This is a genomic window from Kyrpidia tusciae DSM 2912, from assembly GCF_000092905.1.
Classification (GTDB): domain Bacteria; phylum Bacillota; class Bacilli; order Kyrpidiales; family Kyrpidiaceae; genus Kyrpidia; species Kyrpidia tusciae.
This window is the reverse complement of record NC_014098.1, coordinates 2,216,870-2,235,320: the sequence shown is the minus strand read 5'-3', so window position 1 is coordinate 2,235,320 and position 18,451 is coordinate 2,216,870. Positions and strand designations below refer to the sequence as shown.

At 57.8% G+C, this 18,451-nt stretch carries 12 protein-coding genes and 1 pseudogene; 9 read left to right on the top strand and 4 right to left on the bottom strand.

The features are described 5' to 3' along the window. Positions 1-413 precede the first annotated feature (413 nt). On the top strand, positions 414-1,559 hold the full coding sequence (locus BTUS_RS11135) for an IS630 family transposase (RefSeq protein WP_013076178.1): 1,146 nt from the start codon (positions 414-416) through the stop codon (positions 1,557-1,559). Between the two features lie 272 nt (positions 1,560-1,831). Here BTUS_RS11135 and BTUS_RS11130 read toward each other — a convergent pair whose 3' ends face one another. After that, entirely contained in the window at positions 1,832-3,538 is a 1,707-nt protein-coding gene (locus BTUS_RS11130) for an IS1634 family transposase (protein WP_013076177.1), read from the bottom strand. 375 nt (positions 3,539-3,913) lie between these two features. On the opposite strand from BTUS_RS11130, the gene BTUS_RS11125 reads away from it, so the two are divergent. From BTUS_RS11125 to BTUS_RS18025, 3 genes are all read left to right on the top strand, one after another. Further along, positions 3,914-10,147 carry a DUF4350 domain-containing protein gene (locus tag BTUS_RS11125; protein ID WP_013076176.1) on the top strand — a complete coding sequence of 2,078 codons (6,234 nt, stop codon included), beginning with the start codon at positions 3,914-3,916 and terminating at the stop codon, positions 10,145-10,147. 471 nt (positions 10,148-10,618) lie between these two features. Then, positions 10,619-13,147: a DUF262 and DUF1524 domain-containing protein gene (locus BTUS_RS11120; RefSeq protein ID WP_013076175.1), complete on the top strand. Its 2,529-nt coding sequence runs from the start codon at positions 10,619-10,621 to the stop codon at positions 13,145-13,147. Positions 13,148-13,406: 259 nt separating this feature from the next. After that, the gene (locus tag BTUS_RS18025) at positions 13,407-13,700 is read left to right on the top strand and encodes a DUF6431 domain-containing protein (protein ID WP_013076174.1); all 294 of its coding nucleotides are present in this window, start codon (positions 13,407-13,409) and stop codon (positions 13,698-13,700) included. A gap of 132 nt (positions 13,701-13,832) precedes the next feature. Here the strand turns inward: BTUS_RS18025 and BTUS_RS11115 are convergent. Next, positions 13,833-14,429, bottom strand: a pseudogene (locus BTUS_RS11115) (IS3 family transposase); the annotation flags it as partial. A gap of 170 nt (positions 14,430-14,599) precedes the next feature. Here BTUS_RS11115 and BTUS_RS11110 point away from each other — a divergent pair. Beyond that, positions 14,600-14,872 carry a type II toxin-antitoxin system Phd/YefM family antitoxin gene (locus BTUS_RS11110; RefSeq protein ID WP_013076172.1) on the top strand — a complete coding sequence of 91 codons (273 nt, stop codon included), beginning with the start codon at positions 14,600-14,602 and terminating at the stop codon, positions 14,870-14,872. 140 nt (positions 14,873-15,012) lie between these two features. Here BTUS_RS11110 and BTUS_RS11105 read toward each other — a convergent pair whose 3' ends face one another. Both BTUS_RS11105 and BTUS_RS11100 read right to left on the bottom strand, forming a co-directional pair. Continuing rightward, on the bottom strand, positions 15,013-15,480 hold the full coding sequence (locus tag BTUS_RS11105) for a hypothetical protein (RefSeq protein WP_013076170.1): 468 nt from the start codon (positions 15,478-15,480) through the stop codon (positions 15,013-15,015). 139 nt (positions 15,481-15,619) lie between these two features. Then, complete coding sequence (locus BTUS_RS11100; RefSeq protein WP_013076169.1) at positions 15,620-16,054, bottom strand: hypothetical protein; 435 nt, start codon at positions 16,052-16,054, stop codon at positions 15,620-15,622. Between the two features lie 251 nt (positions 16,055-16,305). On the opposite strand from BTUS_RS11100, the gene BTUS_RS11095 reads away from it, so the two are divergent. From BTUS_RS11095 to BTUS_RS11085, 4 genes are all read left to right on the top strand, one after another. Then, positions 16,306-16,995: a hypothetical protein gene (locus BTUS_RS11095; protein WP_013076168.1), complete on the top strand. Its 690-nt coding sequence runs from the start codon at positions 16,306-16,308 to the stop codon at positions 16,993-16,995. Between the two features lie 151 nt (positions 16,996-17,146). Further along, positions 17,147-17,842, top strand: a complete 696-nt coding sequence (locus tag BTUS_RS11090) for a CGNR zinc finger domain-containing protein (protein ID WP_245543303.1) — start codon at positions 17,147-17,149, stop codon at positions 17,840-17,842. Between the two features lie 59 nt (positions 17,843-17,901). Next, positions 17,902-18,042: a hypothetical protein gene (locus tag BTUS_RS18020; RefSeq protein WP_169307916.1), complete on the top strand. Its 141-nt coding sequence runs from the start codon at positions 17,902-17,904 to the stop codon at positions 18,040-18,042. Positions 18,043-18,123: 81 nt separating this feature from the next. Then, complete coding sequence (locus tag BTUS_RS11085) at positions 18,124-18,423, top strand: ADP-ribosylglycohydrolase family protein (protein ID WP_013076166.1); 300 nt, start codon at positions 18,124-18,126, stop codon at positions 18,421-18,423. Positions 18,424-18,451: the final 28 nt, after the last annotated feature.

Genomic DNA, 18,451 nt, shown 5'->3' with positions numbered 1-18,451 from the left:
AAGAAACTGACGAGGTAAGGTGACCAACTTTTGACGGGATCGGTGAAAAAGGGACGGAGTACCCGTGCGTGAAGCCTACATCTACATTCCTATGAAATTAGGGCTGAATCCACACATGTGTGAATTCAGCCACCAGAAACAGTGTGGGTGGTTGTTGCCGCCTGTCAAGGCCAGAAAACGGCCTTGACAGGCTTCCCGGGTCGAGAGGTCCTGCTGAATAAAAATAAAAAAATCGGGTTAGAGTCTCAGGTAGTGGTGTAAATTAGGCCCTCCACAATTGACGAGGAAGCCACCGTGCGTGTCTACTAGAGTGTGGACAGTAAACTAGTAGATCGTTTCCCTTGTTTCGACAGCATTTGCAATCGACATATGATAGGGTGAGGTGACGATACGTGTAGAAATGAGGGAGCAGAATGCCGGGGCGTGTCTATCGAAAGTTGCATCCAGAAATCACACTGACGGAAGAGGAACGAATGCAGTTGGAACGCATTCGCCAATCCCGCTCGGAAAGTGTTCGCCATGTCCAAAGAGCGAGCATCCTTCTCCTGTATGCGGACGGACAGAACAAGGCAGCCATTGCACGGGATTTGGGCATGAGCCTCGTTGCGGTTAACGGAACAATCCGCCGCGCTCGGAAAGTGGGCGTCTTGCAAGCCTTGGATGATCTGCCCCGCTCCGGTCATCCGGAGGTCATCACCCCGGAAGCGAAGGCTTGGCTGATCGCCTTGGCTTGCCAAAAGCCGACGGCCCTTGGATACCCGCACGAAGTGTGGACGTACAGCCTGCTGGCGCAACATGTCCGTGCACATTGTGAGGAGGCGGGACACCCGTCCTTGGCTCGCCTGGCGAAAGGAACCATCTCAAAAATTCTGAGAGCACAGGACATCCACCCTCACCGCATCGAATACTATCTGGAAAAACGCGGCCCTGAATTTGACGCCAAGATGGCTGAGGTACTGGCGGTCTACCAAGAGGTGGAGATCTTACGGGAGTCCGGCGACCCGCAAGCTCCTCTGAAAGCCATTCTGTCATATGACGAAAAGCCAGGCATCCAGGCCATCGCGAACACGGCACCTGACCGACTCCCTAAACCGGGAGTGGGAGGAACGCTTCAGCGGGATCACGAATACGTCCGGTTGGGGACGCTCAGTGTCCTCAGCGGGATTGATCTTGTAACGGGCCATGTGCATCATTCGGTGTGCGAACGACACCGGAGTGCGGAGTTCATTGAGTTTTTGAAGGCGGTCGATGCGTACTATCCGCCAGGTGTACAGATCCACATCATTTTGGATAACCACTCTGCTCATACGTCCAAGCAGACCCGAAGCTATTTGGAAAGCGTGCCGGGCCGTTTTACATTTGTGTTCACACCGAAACACGGTTCTTGGCTCAACATCATCGAATCTTTTTTCGCCAAAATGAGCCGGACTGTTCTGCGGCACATCCGGGTGAACTCGAAGGAGGAACTGCGGGAACGGATTGAACAGTACTTGGACGAACTCAACAAGCACCCCGTTCCATTCCGATGGCGCTATGGGCTTCAAATGGTCAGAGAGTGACAAAACCTTTCAAGCATGTCGAATTATGCGGTGCACAGTTTTTCGGAAACGATCTACTAGTAGGAGGTTACGCAGCGATGGCTCCCCTTGACAGTTTCGCAGTTCTTGAGTGGATTCGCAAGATCCAGCCCATTTTTCGCATATCGAAGAATGTGGAAACATGAAATTCATCTGCCTATTTCGACAAAGTTCGACGTTATATCCACAAACAAGGACTTCTCTGAGGATTCAGTTGTCGCATGATGTCGAAGATCCCCCCGCCGAGAGGTCGATTACCCACTTTCCGCCGGTGGCAATGAAACTCCCATCAAGAAGTTATCCGTTCGGATCCGAATCCACCGAAGAATCTGGATCCCTGTCTCGGTGAGTCCCTGAAGATGATGGGTGACCGTCCCATCCGGCAGACGCACGATCACGTGGGTTAACCCGTCAAACTCTTTCAGTAACGTTCGGGTGGTCGGAGAGCGAAACTTCGCACCCGCGATCGCCAGTGCCGTTTGTTGATCCTCCCGCATCCCTTGGCGCACCCGGTGTTGAATGATCGCGTACACCAGCAGCCCCAACAGGAAGACGTAAGCTAAGGCCAACACGCGTTTGGGGGTCTTGACGAAAATTCCGTGCACAAAATAGGGCTGTTTCAGGGCCCGAAACAGGTTCTCCACCTCAATCTGGCCTTTGTAATCCCGCAGCAGATCGGCATCGTCGGCCCGACGCGTCCGCGGGACGTTACTGATTAGGACAAATGTACTGTCCCGTCGCCGTCTCTGCTCCATGGCCTTCGTGTCGGGTTCCACCGTGAAGGTCACTCGCCACCGGATAACCTCTACGTTCCCTGAGTCGGGATTGTGTTTTCGCGGGCGTCCCACCCGCCGTTTCACGGCCGTTTCCTGAACGACCTGGCCTGTTACGCGATGAAATTCCCAGCGATTATGACGCCGCCGCCAATCTTCCAAAGCCACCTTGGCGTCGGCTTCGCAGTGGTAGCTCAGCCGCTCCTGCTGGGCCACCGCCTTCTCAATCGCCTGAGCCTCCTCCGCCACAAGTTTTTCCAGTCGCTTGGCTTTGCGCTGGTCGAGCGCCGAGGACTCCACCACCACAAACCGATAGGTCCTCCCGTACAACTCGTCTTCGAACCCCTGAATCCGGTACCTCGCCGCCTCTTTTCCCTCCTGAACCACCGAGCCGACATCGATCCACCGACTCTCATCGGCAAATGCCCGGTCCTTGAGCGCCTCACACAGACGATACGTTTCCGGCATGCGGCTAATAAACCACCGCTTCTCGTAGGTGTTCAGGTTTTCCTCGGTGACAAAGGCCGAATCGGCCACGACGATCAGGGTGTTCCAGACCTCTGGCGACAACAGTTCCGTGATGCGCTCTGTCCATGGCCCGTACCACGTCTTGTCGCTCTGATTTCCGCTCATCACATCCGCGAATAAGGGAAGACCGCCGTAACTCCCCAGCCCCAACAAAAACTGCTTGAGGTCCGGACGCCGGTCCTTGCTGTACCCTCGGGTGATCCGAAAAGGCGCATCCTCGAAGTCGGCGGGATCGTAGCTGCCTTGGACGGAAAAGGAGGTGGTGTCCAACCGAATGACATCCAGAACGAGGGAGCAGGCATCCGGAGATCCCAAGGCAATCTCGTGATAAATGCGCCAAGGATCGGCGTCGGCGAACTTGTCCAAGGCCCGTGCCAGCCGGTCGTCATTGAAGTGGCCGGCCTCAATTCCGTTTCCGAACAAGGCCTCCACATCCATGTCCCGGAAGAACCACTCGATCCGGTACAACGGTTCTCGGCGTACGAGAAGATTGACCAAGAGAGCCGTGATGGCGGTGCCGGGGCTCACCTCGGTCCGATGGCGGTCCCACGTCACGTGGGCATCGATGATCTCCGCCACACGAAGTTCTCGACACAAGTAGGCCACCAGTGGTGCCGCTTCCAGCTTGTGAACTTCCACCGTAACACCCGGAAGTTGCATGTCTCTCCCCTCCGAATCCTAATACAAGGACAATTCGGAGTTGGATAGGCATTCTCCTCCTGAGACTCCTCGAAATACCGTTATTCGACAAAATCTTACAGGCGAAAAATGGGTTAAATCGTTCAGCAGGTCTTATTTAATATTGTTTAAAACATTCTTAAAAAAGAATTTGACCTGGCTTAGCGCTGCCTTGATAGTCGGGACGTAAAATTGATGAGGGTTGGGTGAGTGTCATTCGTTCTTGCCGCTCTCGTCAAGAAACCTATGTGGAGGCCGGACCGTTCGAAATGGGGGGCATATTTCCTTATTTCAGATTGATGCAACACCCTCGTGCCTTTAACCACCAGAATACGAGCGCGAAGGAGGGAGGAAAAAATGGAGCGTTGGATTCATAAGCAAAAGAGAGGGGTAAGCCTGCTGGTGGCGTTGCTGCTGGCCATGGTCTGCGCGGTGCCCGTCGGATTCATGCCGCAAGCAGAGGCGGCGGCAGCCGATCACGTGGTCATCAGCGAGATCTACGGCGGCGCGGGCAACAGCGGCGCCACTTACAAGTATGACTTCATCGAACTGTACAACCCCACTGACAGCGCGGTATCGCTGGAAGGATGGTCGGTGCAGTACGCTTCGGCGGGCGGTTCAAGTTGGTCCAACAAAACGGTTTTGTCGGGAATCATCGCGCCCCACGGCTACTATTTGATTCAAGAGGCCAAGGGCTCGGGTGGGTCGGTGGATCTGCCGGCTCCTTACGCCACAGGGACCATCGCCATGTCCGGTACTGCCGGCAAGGTGGCGCTGGTGACCACCGACGCCACGATCACCGGAAAAACGGACCCGGCGGTGATCGACTTCGTGGGTTTTGGTTCGGCCAATGAGTACGAAGGCAGCGGACCAGCTCCCGCTCCGAGCAACACGACAAGCGTTGAGCGCAAAGCCAACGATGGTTCCGATCCCACGGATGCGGGCGCCGGGATGGGCAACGGCTGGGACACGGACAATAACGCCAGCGACTTCGTGACGGCCACTCCCAATCCCCAGAACAGCGCCAGCCCTGCTGAACCGGCGGCAGGCGGGGGCAGCGGCGACACCGGCACCGGCGGCTCCGGAGGCAGCGGTGGTGGCGGTGATACGGGGGGCTCCGGTGGTAGCAGTGGCGGCGGCTCGGGAGGTCAAACGCCCCCGGGGACGGTCACCCCCAGCGCTGACTTGAAAACCAATGATGCCAACGGCCAGCCGACGAAGTTAAACGACGGCAAGACGTACACCATCGAAGGCATCGCCACCGTCGCGAGCGAGGTCCTCGGTTCGGGCCAATTTTACGTGCAGGACGGTACCGCCGGGATCAACGTGTACGGCGCCGGGAATGCGTCGGTCCACGAAGGCGATCGGGTGCGGATCACCGGAACGGTGGCTTTTTACAGGGGCTTGACGGAAATCAAGCCCGGCACCGTGGAGATCCTGGCGCCGGGTCAGCCTTTGCCCGCGCCGAGAGACGCGACCGTGGCTGAGCTGTCCGCCTATGAGACCGCTGAGCCCCTGGAGGGGCAGCTGGTCAGGACCAGCGGCATGATCACAAATGTTCCAACGACCCCGGATTCCGGCGGCGGATACAACATTACCTTGCAAGACGAGCAGAATCATGTCCTCACCGTCCGGGTGATGCGGTCCACGGGCATCGATACCGTGCAATTGCGCGTGAATCAACCCTACACCGTGACCGGTTTGGTGGCTCAATACGACACCAAAGCGCCGTACGACACGGGGTACGAGATTTTCCCGCGGAGCGCTTCGGACCTGGCGCCGGTGGATATGCTCACCGTTACTCCGGATACGATCCAGGCCTACGCCGGGATGCCGCTGACGTTTGCGGCCTTAGTGCAAACGACCACCGACGCGGCGGTGACGGTGTACTACCGGCTTCAAGGTGACACCTTCTACCAATCCCTCGAAATGACCCCGGACGGCACGGGCGGGCGGTACGTCGCGACGCTTTCGGCGGACAAGGTTCCCGCGGCCGGCAAGACCTTGGAGTACTACTACCTGGCCCGGGCCGGGGCGCTGACCGCCGGAGCGGGAAGCGAGGCGCAACCGCTGACCGTCACCGTACAATCGGATACGGCGGGTCCGGTCTTCACGGATGAGTACCCGAAAAACGGCAGCGAGTCCCAGAGCAAACGGCCGCTGATTCGCGTGTCCTTGCAGGACCCGAGCTGCGTGGATACGGGGAGCCTCCACATCCTTCTCGACGGTGTAGATGTGACGACGGCGGCGACGATCACTACCGCGTCCACGCTCACCGAGGTCCAGATCCAGTATCAGCCGCCGTCCGATTTGACGGTACAAACCCATACGGTGAAAGTCATCGCCAAAGACACCAAAGGGAACGAGAGCTCTTTTGAGTGGACGTTCAACACCGTCCCGGTGTTCACCGGCGGCAACCATTATCGCGGGACCACGCACGACCACGACAAGATTTCCCACGACGCCACCGGTGAGCTGCAGGACGAGGTTGCGGCGGCCAAAGCTCACCATTATGACTGGATCACTTTCACCGATCATTCCCACGACATCGATGCGAGCCTGGTCGACAAGGATACGATCCAACAGAACGGCTCCCCGGTCCGCGGCGGAGGTTCCCACTGGCAGGAACTGGTACAAACTGCGGATGCCGACACGGTCGACGGCCAGTTTGTGGTGTTCCCGTCCTTCGAGATGACCTCGACCACCTGGGGGCATTCCAACGTATTCACGACCACGACCCCGCCCACGTTCATCGACCGGGTCCAGGGGAACGGGTATTATCAGGATTTAGGAAATTATTACAAATACCTGGAGTCTTTCCCCGAGGGGGCGGCGGTGGCCCAGTTTAACCACCCGCACATGCCGGAGACGTCGTTCAATAATTTTGCGCCCTACGACCCGCAGGCGGACAAGTACGTGGATCTGCTGGAAGTGGGCAACGGGTCCGGACACTATTCGTACACCCTGGCGGAAGATAAATTTTATCACGCCCTGGACCTGGGCTGGCACGTGGCTCCCACCTACGGCGAGGACAATCATGACGCCACCTGGGGACAGACGAGCAAACGCACGGTGATCGTCGCCCCGTCGTTGACGCGCAAAGACTTGCTCGACGCCATGCACAACCTCCACGTATATATGGAAGAAGACCCGAATTTCCAGTTGGACGTGACGGCCAACGGCTACTACATGGGGGCCACCGTCGACAGCAACCACCTGGCCTTCGATATCAAGGGGCAGGATCCGGTGGCGGAATCGCCCACCGACCCGGCTTACAGCTATCTGCCCAAAACCTATGCCGCCAACGACAACATTGCAAAAGTCGAATTGATCACCAACGGCGGTCGGGTCGTCGCCAGTTATCAACCGAAAGATAACGAAACCAGCTTTGCATGGACCCCCGAGGTGACGGCATCCGGCCAGCAGTGGTACGTGGTGAAAGTCACGCAGAAAGACGGGGACCGGATCTACTCGGCGCCGATTTGGTCCCAGGCTGTGCCCGTTGATGTGAAACTGACCTCCCTCGGCGTGAAAGAAGGTGCGCTGGTGGTCGGGGCGCCGGCCACCCTGACGGCACAGTTGAGCAACACCGGGGAGGAAGCCGTGAATGTGCAGGTGTCTTTCTACTACGACCGGGTCGATGACGCGCATTTGATCGGCGCAAAAGCGGTCGGAACCGTCCAGCCGAAAGCGTCCGCCGAGGCCGCGGTGGCGTGGAATTCCGTCGCTCCGGCCACGAGCCTGATCGCGGTGATTCAAAATATCCCGGGCGACAACCCGGCGGACAACACGTATACGCTGCCCGTCAACGTCAAGGCGCCGCTGGGCATCACGGTGATGATCGATGCCTCGCATCAGAATGAGAATACCAGTACGGACCCGGGCAAATATCGCAACAACATGAACACGATTGCGCAGCTGCTCCGGCAGCAGGGGTACACGGTGGTGGAAAATCAATCCCCGCTAACCCCAGACGTATTAAGTCAAGCGAACGTGCTGATCATGACCTACCCGTCCACCGCCTTGACCGACGAGGAGAGCCGGGCGGTCAGCGATTTTGTGCAGCGCGGCGGCGGGCTCTTTCTGCTGTCCAAGAGCAACTACGGGGCGGATCCCACGAGGGTGAACCCGCTGCTGGAGACGATGGGCGCCACGATTCGCCTGAACGACGACGGTGTCTACGACGACAGTTCCACCGGCAATTATTGGAGCAAACCCTCCAGTGCCCCTTGGGCCGTGCTCGCCCGTCCCGAACAGGGCAAGCACCCCATCACCGACGGGGTGAGGGCGCTGGAGTACTTCAGCGGCAGCAGCCTGACCGGGCCCGGTGCGGCGCCGCTGGCGGATACGGATGCGGTGAAGATTCTCGTTCGGGGAAATGAGACGAGCTACCAGGTGGATCTGGGCAAAAACGGCCACGGGTCCCACACGTACGACGCCCACTCGGATGATCACGGCGGGTCGGCCATCCCGCTGATCGCTGTGGAACAGGTGGGGCAAGGGCGGATTCTCGTCTCCGGGATGAACATCCTGAACGACATGGAAATCGCCGATCAGAATCTGGACTCCGGGGACGACAACGGTCCGTTCGGGATCAATGCTGTAAAATGGCTGTCCTCCGCCGGGCCGACGGTGACTCCGATCGCCGAGGCGCGGAAATTGCCGGTCGGCAGCGAAGTGGTGGTGGAAGGCACAGTGACGTCCGCGGCGGGGGTGTTCTTCGACGCCTTCTACCTGCAGGATGGCACCGGCGGGATCATGGCCTTTAAAGAAGTGCCGGAAGGCAGCCTGAAAGAAGGGGACCGGGTGCGGGTCCACGGCCACATCAAAGTTTTCGAGAACAACTTGGAGCTGGAGTTCGATTCGTTCACGAAGGACGTCGTCCCGATCGGCCACAGCGCCCCGGTGCCGCCGATACCGATGCAGACCGGCCGGGTGAAGAAGGACGAGGTGCAGGGACAACTCGTGGAGGTCATCGGACAAGTTGTCAGCAAATACGATGCCAACTCGTACGTGATCAATGACGGGACGGGCGACGCCCTGGTCTTTACCGACGGGTACATCGTGAACCAGTCCGGACCCGTACCGGATTTAACACCCGGAGACTGGCTGGAGGCCGCAGGTTTCCCAGGGCAATTCGCGGACGGGTACCGGATCCGGGTGCGCAATACCAAGGAATTGCGGCAAATCACCCGGGCGGGCGCGGACATTCCGGCATCATCCGAGGGACGGGTCAATCTGGGGAGTTTTGTACAGGTGAGCGTACCTGCCGGCGCATTTTCCAAGGACGTGCATGTCAACATCCAGCCGGTGCCACCGAACTCGAACCCGCCGGAAGGAGTGGGGCTGGCACGCCTCACCCCGGTATTTGAGATCACGAAGGATGCCCAGGTCGGCTTCAACCAACCGGTGACGATTCAAATGCAGTTCGACCCCGATCAGGTCGGCGGGGCTCGGGTGGCGATGTATTACTATGATGAACAATCAAGGCGGTGGGTCGGGTTGCCCACCACCGTGGAAGGGAATACGGCGAGTGCCCGGGTGGATCATTTCACCAAGTTCGCCGTGTTTGCGGTGAGCGGCAACAACGGGGACAACGGCAGCGGTTCTTCCGACGGCCCGGGCGGCTCCTCAGGAGGCACCGGGGGTGGAGGCGGCAGTTCCACACCGGTGCTGCAGAGCCTTGATTTGGACAGCTCCTCGTACAGCCTGAAGGTCGGCGAGAGTCATGCCACCGCCGTCAAGGCGGTGTACGGCGGCGGATGGTCCCAGGATGTGACGGGATTGTCAACTTACCGGAGCTCCAACCCGTCGGTGGCGGAGGTGGACAGCCGGGGCCGGGTGACGGGCAAAGCTCCGGGGACGGCGGAGATCACCGCCGTGTATCAAGGCAAGAGCGTGACCGCCACGGTGCAGGTGACCCAGGCGCAGTCCAATTCCCCGGGGCCGTCCGCCCCCGGTCAGCCGGTACCGGGACAACCCACTCCCGGGCAATCCACTCCGGGACAACCAAGCCCCGGGGCGGTGCGGTTTTCGGATGTTCACGGCCACTGGGCCGAGGCGCTGGTGAACCAAGCCGTCGCCCAGGATTGGGTGAAAGGCTATCCGGACGGGACGTTCCATCCGGACGCCCCGGTGACCCGGGCGGAGTTCGCGGTGTTGCTGGCCAAGGCACTGGGGCTGCCGGTGCCGGAGGGGACGGCGGCTCTGCCCTTTGCGGACGCGGCGGCGGTGCCGGACTGGGCCCGGCCGTCGGTGGCGGCCTGTGTCCGGGCGGGGGTTTTACACGGGTACGAGGACGGGACAGTCCGGGCGGATGCGCAGATCAGCCGGGCGGAGATGGCGGTGATGGCGGCCAAGGCGCTGGGGCTGCCGGGGTCGTCCGGGGCGGCGGGCTTTGCGGACGACGGGGCGATCCCGGGCTGGGCGAAGGCCTCGGTGGCCGCCGTGAAGCAGGCCGGACTGGTGAAGGGCCGGGAGATGAACCGTTTTGAGCCGGACGGGATCACCACCCGGGCCGAGGCGGTGGCGGTGCTGCTCGGCGCCCGGGAATACGGCGCGGCGGGCTCCGGCGCCGGTTCGAACGGCTGAATAGAGACACGGAGACCCCCTGTAAAACCAGCGACGAAACGGGCCATCCCGACAGGGCAAGGGCGTCCTGTCGGGATGGCCTTTTGCTGTGAAGGATCCGAAGAGGGCCGCATCCGCTCGTCGCCTCGGTCGTCGGGGCGGGATCGGGGAATGGTGGGTATTTGATACAATAGGCGGCGAATATGACTGGCCGGAAGACCGAAAGCAGAATCCGCTGGCTTCTTTGCCCGGAGCCCGTCATCGGTGATCCACCACAGGAAGACGTGCGTGTCTATGGACGAAGTCATGGACTCAGTTAACCCGAGCAATCGCCTGGGTGCGTGTCAATGTTCGGTAGGCGAGACCTTCTTCTATTTTGGGCAGGGCTAAATCCTGCTTGCTTACCCTACCTTTACGCGTCCGCTCTGGAACATGATGCGCAACCGGTGTACACTTTTGCTGCAAAGCGGTCATCAGGGGGTGTCTTTTGCGGTGAAAGCCCAAGAAGCGAATCTCTTGGCCTTTTTGCAGGGGCCGAAGCAATTCGTGGTTCCGATCTTTCAGAGAAATTATAGTTGGACCCGCCGGCAGTGCGAACAATTGTGGCAGGATATTGTCCAGGTGGGAAAGCATCCGGGCATGGGAGGCCATTTTCTGGGATCTGTCGTCTATGTTGAACGGGGCCTGTACCACGTTTCCTCGGTTCCGCGATTGATGGTCATCGACGGCCAACAACGACTGACCTCGATTACCCTGTTGCTGGCGGCATTGGCTGACGTGGTCGAAGCCTCGGGCGCGTCGGCAGAAGTGAACCCCAGAAGAATTCGCCATTATTATCTGTTCAACAGCGAAGAGGAAGGCGAGATGCGCTATAAGCTTCTGCTGACCCGTCGCGACCGGGATACCTTGAAAGCCGTGCTTGAATATCGGGAGCTTCCCCGGGAGGCTTCGGAGAGAATCAAAGAAAACTATGCGTATTTTCGCGACCAACTCGAGAAGGGTTCCATCGAGCCGCAGACGGTGTTCGACGGTATCAGCCGGCTGTTCATCGTGGACATCGCCCTGGACCGGGAACACGACAATCCCCAGTTGATCTTCGAGAGCCTGAATTCCACCGGGCTGGACCTGTCCCAGACGGACCTGATCCGCAACTACATCCTCATGGGACTTGAAGCGAACGAGCAGGAGGCCCTTTACGAGCGGTACTGGTATCCGATGGAACAGCGGTTCATTCTACATGATGAGGATGGGACGTTCGATCGGTTCATTCGGGATTTTCTGACGGTCAAGACGGGCGTCATTCCCAAGATCGGCGGGGTGTATGAATTCTTCAAGAATTGGCACCGTCAAAGCGGCGCGACGGTCACGGATATCTTACAAGAGCTGCACCACTACTCGCGCTATTATCTGTACTTGATTGCACCGCAAACGGTGGACAATCCTCAACTTCGTTCTCTGTTGTCGGATATTCGCCAGTTGAGGGTCGATGTGGCCTATCCCTTGCTGATGGCCGCGTTTGAAGACTATGACCGGCAGCTTCTGACCTTGGAGGAATTGTGCCGGGTCCTCCAGTGGGTGGAGAGTTACGTCTTTCGCCGGGCTGTATGCGGAATTCCGACCAACTCCCTGAACACGACCTTTGCTCAACTGATTCGGGAGGTGGACAAAGAAAACTATCTGGAAAGCCTTCAGATCGCTCTCCTGACCAAGGAGTCGTACCGGCGTTTTCCGTCTGACGAAGAATTTGTGGAACAATTGAAAATCAAGGATCTTTACCACTTCCGCAGCCGCATGTATTTTTTCAGGAAGCTGGAGAACTTCGACCGGAAGGAACCGGTTGTGGTGGAGAACTACAGCATTGAACACATTATGCCCCAAAATCCGAATCTTTCCGATGAGTGGAAGAAGGAATTGGGGGAAAGGTGGAAGGAAATTTCAGCTCAATATCTTCACACCTTGGGCAATTTGACCCTGACCGGCTACAATCCGGAGTTAAGCGACCGTCCCTTTCGAGAAAAACGCGACATGAAAGGCGGCTTTGCAGAAAGTCCATTGCGCCTCAACCGTTCGCTGGCCCGCTTGGATGCCTGGAACGAGGCGGCGATCGTCGCGCGGGCCGAGGAACTTGCCGCCTTGGCCGTCAAGGTGTGGCCGAGGCCCGATGTGGATCTGCGGCGGTTCGGGTTCGGCTTGGAACCCCGGGTCAAGTTGAAGGATGTCTTTGCCCGGGAGGGCGATCTGGAAACGGCCCGGGCGTTGGTTCAAGAACTGGTGTCCCGGCTCGACGACGAAACGGTCGACCGGCTTCTCAGCATCTCCTACAGACCCGGACGAATTTCGGTCAATGTCGGCCAGTGGCTGTTGCTCCGCTTTTCCCGAAGTGGCGACAGGCTCCTGGTGTCGCTGACCGTCTGCGCCGAATCGTGCAACCTCGACGGGATTTCCCCGGAGGAGCGGGAACGGTTCGCAGAGCGGTGGAGCTCCGGGAGGACGTGGGAATTGGTGACGCTGTCCTGGGATAAAGTTCGCGCCCTCCCGGAGGATGTGCGGCGCGCATGGCACGAAGCTGTCGATCATGCCCGGCGGACCTTTTCCTCGTGGAAGGGGAGCACCTACCGGCGTTTTCACCAGGAAGATTTGGAGGCAGAATTGCTGGAAGCCAGAGAGGGAGACCGGGACGCCGATTACGCCGAACACCTCAAAGGGCGGGTCAAAGAGATTTTTGAACAATTCCGGACGCGGATTCTCCAGTTGGATTCTTCCATCCGCGAGGAGTACAAAAAAACATACATCGCCTACCGGACCACGTCGAATTTCGTGGAAGTGGTCCCTCAGAAAGACCGCTTGAAGCTGTACTTGGACATCCGTCCCGCCGACCTCGACGACCCGGGGAACCTGGCGCGGGACGTGTCGGGGATCGGACATCGAGGGACGGGCGATGTGGAAGTGTGTCTGGATACTGTCGAAAAACTCGGGGAGGTGATGGAGTTGGTGGAACAGGCGTATGAGATGCATTCGTAAGTACTTTGAAAGATTTGATAACCTTAATTGTTATCGCTATCCCACAATGGCCGAATGCTGACGGGATTGCCGATCCAGAAATTGACGGTTACAATATCCATAAGTCTGGGAAAGGAAAAGGGTACCTCTGTCTATCAGGATACTGCGGTCAACAGCATCCTCAGAGGTACCCAATCATCATCACCTGTGATCATTGTATCAGATTTTGAGCTCGTTGAAACAGGTGTAGACGGGGTTTTTTGTTCGGAGTGCGGAATCGGTGCCCTGCCCGTGTTGTGAGGGGGCGCTTGGCGTCATTGGCAGTCGGCGTCGCGGATGTGTCCGGGCCTCGGGAGAGAAGATCCAGCTCATCATTCGCAGGCTTCGTTGCGGGAGTTGCAGGCGGATTCATCACGAGCTGCCGGACATCCTGGTACCTTACAAGCGGCATGAGACTTCCAGCATCGAAGCAGCGGTGAGTGAGCCGCCTGCTGAGCCTGTCGGGGTCGAAGAGTCCACGTTGCGCCGCTGGCGGCACTGGTCCGCCGGTTGGGCGCCTTACGCAAAAAGTTGAGGTGGACCCCATTGTCAAGACATTTTTTGGCCCTTTTTAAAGTGTGTCGAGATTCCTGAATATGGATATGAGGACCGGACGCATTTTCCATTTCTGGATCATCCCTCGATCATTCTGGAGGGGGTGCACCCCCTAGAGCCCGAACACAGAGGCCGGCGTCACATATCCCAGGGACTGGTGCGGGTGCGTGTGGTTGTAGAACTCCAGGTATCTGGCGATCCCTTCCCGAGCCTGTTTCGGCGTTCGGTAGTCGTGAAGATACACCTCTTCCTGCTTCAGACTCCGCCACAGGCGCTCGGTGAAGATGTTGTCCAGGGCTCGACCCCGACCGTCCATGCTGATCCGAATCCCATGATTTAGCAGTACGTCCGTGTACTTCGGGCTGGTAAAGCGACTTCCCTGGTCGCTATTCATGATCTCCGGCGTCCACTGCCGCAGGGCCCGATGCAAGGCCTTCAGAACAAAATCCATATGCAGGGTTTGATCCAGCTCGTAGCTGACCACGTAACGGGAGTACCAGTCCAGGATCGCCACCAGATACATCCAACCATGCGCCATGCGGATATACGTGATGTCGATGCCCCAGACGTGGTTCGGACGCTCGATTTTCAAGCCGCGCAACAGGTAGGGATACACCCGGTGTGCCTGGACGCGCCGGCGAAGACCCGGACCCGGAGTGATGCCGGCAATCCCCATCTCCCGCATATGACGCTGGACGGCCTTGCGGTTAAAGAAGGATATTCGTCCTGTTGCTGGCGTGTGGTGCGGACATGAGGAGTTGCTCCGGGAACTGGAAGAGGACTGGCGGGACTGAATGCAGCACGGCGGGTCAAGGAGCTGTGGATTGGGGTGTACATTTTGAACGAAATAATTAAAATAAACAGTGAGGAGAGATCGAAGTGAAGACTTTGACGGCGACGGAACTTCGACATAAGTTTGGCGAAGTGATTGAAGGGCTCAAAGTGGAGCCGGTGCTTGTGGAGAAAAGCGGGCGACCTGTTGCGGTCTTGTTGTCCTACGAGGAATTCCAGCGTCTACAGGATTTGGATGATGCTTGGTGGGGGGAACAGGCCCGTAAGGCGGTGGCTCAAGGGTTTTTGAGCGCGGAAGAAACGGAATCCTGGTTGAAGGAGAAGCTGGATGAAGCTGATTCTGGGCAGGGTGGCGCGTGATTTCTTGGCAACGGCTGCCGCCAAAGCCATTCCGCCAAGTCGTGGCAGTGATTCAATTCATCGTCGTCCGGAAACACTCCTCTACCAAGCCAACCAAAAAGTATTGGTCAGAATGACCATTGGCGATTCGGCACGGCAGACTACCGGCTGGGAGAACCGCGGTTGTTCCAATCCTGCGGACCTCCCATCACATTTACTATGGAGGGAACGTTTGAAAGCATGGTGACACCATCTTTCTCATCATGAAGAAAAATGCAACCTGCATACGTGAGGATGAAAGTCCGATCCGGGGACGTATCGTAATGAATAACCATATCGTAAAAGGTGGATGGATACGTTTGGGCTGGGCAATTCAACGTCGTGTTGTCAGAAATCACGCGTGACTTTCCTTGATTCATTTCGTCTACAATACGATTTAACAGTTCTTTGTCCGTTATTTTTTTGGCGATCGGCGGAGATGGGGTGACGTCATATTTGGTCACAACAATGAATGACGGGTTCGATTGTAGCTGTGTAAAGGTGGGTGTTGGCTCTGTCACTTGAGAGGGCCCGCACCCGGACACCAAAAATGATAAAACGATGCCGATGACGCATAGTGCTTTTTTCATTCCATCACCACCTTTTTCTCGCTTTTTACCTTCACGTTCCTCCCGTCCCAGGACACAGGCGAACGGGAGCTTGACCAACTGGGTCGCAGGATTGTTAACATGGCTTGGGCGGGGCAGTATGGTGAATCACAAGGTGACCCTACAGGGCCGCCTGGGGCGGAAAATCACCGCCTTGTGAAAGGAGGGCAGAGCCGTTTGGTGTGACCTTGAATGTCCAGTAGTGCTCCAACGTTGATTTGTTCGTATTCCCACCGCTGTTGAAATCTTGTGCACTCCATTGTTCGATGAACGTCACCAAATAGGAGCTGGGTCCGTCTTTCTGAACCTTTGTCTGTAAGGTGGCAGGAACAGTTCGTCCCGGAGGTCCGCCCGCGCCCACCTTGCACTGTACTGTTCCTGGTTTGTCCGGAAAAGCCGTCCCGAGAACGCAGTTCACTTTTGCGATTGCCTTTTCTTCCGTGAACGATGATGGTTGCGCGGTGGATTGAGCCGATTCGTTTTTTACAGCGGCGGAATCGAAACACCCCGTTACAAGCAGCACGAAGATTGAAGCGATTGTGGGGACCATCTTCATCAAAAACCACCTCCATCTGAATAGACGTACATGATGCCCCCCGCGTTACGCCCACAAATCTGTTCCACCTCGCCGGGACCCGGGGCAATCAATATCTCTCCTCCATATGAGAATTTTGGCATACCTGTTTTTATCGCCGACGTCATGAAAACCATCGCATGGGACCCGACTGGCCCGGCTTGATCTGCGCACCCGCTTCGCTTTTAATAAGATTAGTTTCTATTATTTATTCTTCACGAGAGGATCGCAACATGAAAAAAAACCTGTTCGCGGTGGTCCTGATCGGTTTGGCCATCTTCCTTGCAGGGCAGGCCACGGGGGGGCCCGGGCCGGCGCCCGCCCCTTCGGCCGATTTTCGCCGAGGTTTCCAGATTGTCCGTCAATTGGACGATCCACAACTTGTCCGGGAATTCATCCAAAATCGGGGCATTATCCTTCCTTATTCGCATGCAAAACCGATTTCCGTCGCAACTGTCTCAGTCGATCCGACGGTCCTTTTGCCCCCGACGCCGAGTATCGAGGCGCCGCCCATCATCCCGCCGCACCCGATCGGAAGTCCGTACCGCTCCATCCAATACAGGGTGACAGCCTGTGCAAAGACGGGGAACGATCTACTCAGCAGTGCTTCGGGCCAGGGCGTCGGGCGGTTGACCATAGGCGTGTCGGAGAACGTCAAAGCGCGGTTTTTCACAAGTGTGCCGGTCAGTCCCACTGTGCTTTCAAAAGGATTGGGATGGGAGGTTACAGCCGACTATCCGATTGTCGGCGAATTCGCCCAGGACATTCCGGCCGGTCAGCAATGGGTGTTGGCTGCGTATCCGGAGTACTCGTCATACAAGTTCACCATCTGGCAGGTCCCCCTGATCGGCGAACCGTACCCAGAAGGAAACGGCGTGGCCTACCGGCCGATCGGGTTCACGGTCATCACTTTTTCCTTATAGTCCGACCGTGAAAGAGAAACGGATTGTGACATCGGACAGTACGGTGAAAACGGCCCCGTTGCAACAGTAGTGCACCCTATCGACACGCGCGGCGCGGTCTTGGAATTCCCGACTCCGCAGCGCTTCTGAAAGGGGGGCGCTCCGGGGAGGCGTGAAAGCGGTTGCCGCGTCTCCATCCGGCGCCTGCCCGACGTCCTGGGGGTTATTTTTAGAAAACAAGAGCACCGCGGGGACGATGATCAACAGCATCACGGAGGAATTTCCCGTCGTCTCGGGACACCTTTCCCTTGATCTTGTCAACACAGAAGTGGTCCGGCGGGGGGGTCGGCACGATTTGCTGATCACTTCCGAGGATCTGATTCACTGGGTTGAGACGATGAGACGGACCGGGAGTCTGGTTCCCTCCGTTCTTCCCGAGGGGTATGATTCGCCTGAAGCCCTGCGTACCCTGCGCTCAGTCCGGGATTTTTTGAGAGGGAATTTTGAGGAGATCGCGGACGGAGGGAATCCCGCCGGAGACTTGAAAGACCGGTTGGAGGAGTGGATGGAGAGGTCCCCGTTTTCGTATCGAATGATCGGCTCATCCCTGGTCCCTGTGCCGAAGGGTCATCCCGCTGATGCTCTGGCCTCTTTGGTCGCCTTCGATGCCCTCCGCCTCCTCGCGGCCGGAGATCTGCAGACTCTGCACCGGTGTGCGAACCCCGATTGTGTATTGTTGTTTATCGATGCATCCGGACGGCGAAAATGGTGTTCCATGAGGATTTGTGGAAACCGGGCCAAGGTGGCCCGGCATCAGTCTCTCAAAGGCAACAAGACCAGGATGGATGAAGGGAAAGCGGACGAATGAATTCCGGCACTTTGCCGCCCAAACCGCCAGAAAGAACAACGACCCCAGGAAGTACAACTATGAAACCGAAAAAGGGGAAGATGCATTCCATTCGTTCGCCAGGGAACCGCAGGCTGTTCGACGTCGGGGAGGTGAGGCGGCTTTTGGAGGCCGCACCGACCGAGAAACGGGGTCTCGAGCCTCAGTTGGGCCTCCCTTGAGGGAAAATTCCAATTGCAGTATACTGGCGGGCATGAGGAACAAGACGCTTGGCCCAGGCCGACAGAAAAGGAGGGGTTCCGGTGAAGCTGCCAAGCATGGAGGACAGGATCAAAGGCGGCCTCTACGGCGTGGCTGCCGGAGACGCCCTCGGAGCCACGGTGGACTTCATGAATCGGGAAGAAATTCAGAGACAGTACGGTACATTGCGAGACATCGTCGGCTGGGGCTGGCTGCGCCTTCTGTGGGCGCAACAGAGCCGGATCTCATCCCTCATCCGCAGGCCGGCTCCTTTTGTGCCGAAACTTATCGGCCGCGGGTGCTCCAGTTCAATCAAACGCTTCTCCGCTTCCGCCCGGTTGTCCGCCCGGATCGGCCGATAGGGCTTTTATTCCAGATAGTGGAAATGAG

Excerpts from the sequence above, each read along its gene's own strand:
- BTUS_RS11135 (WP_013076178.1), top strand. The coding sequence starts at position 414 with ATGCCGGGGCGTGTCTATCGAAAGTTGCATCCAGAAATCACACTGACG.
- BTUS_RS11105 (WP_013076170.1), bottom strand. The coding sequence starts at position 15,480 with ATGAAAAAAGCACTATGCGTCATCGGCATCGTTTTATCATTTTTGGTG.
- BTUS_RS18020 (WP_169307916.1), top strand. The coding sequence starts at position 17,902 with ATGAAACCGAAAAAGGGGAAGATGCATTCCATTCGTTCGCCAGGGAAC.
- BTUS_RS11095 (WP_013076168.1), top strand. The coding sequence starts at position 16,306 with ATGAAAAAAAACCTGTTCGCGGTGGTCCTGATCGGTTTGGCCATCTTC.
- BTUS_RS11130 (WP_013076177.1), bottom strand. The coding sequence starts at position 3,538 with ATGCAACTTCCGGGTGTTACGGTGGAAGTTCACAAGCTGGAAGCGGCA.
- BTUS_RS11125 (WP_013076176.1), top strand. The coding sequence starts at position 3,914 with ATGGAGCGTTGGATTCATAAGCAAAAGAGAGGGGTAAGCCTGCTGGTG.
- BTUS_RS11100 (WP_013076169.1), bottom strand. The coding sequence starts at position 16,054 with ATGAAGATGGTCCCCACAATCGCTTCAATCTTCGTGCTGCTTGTAACG.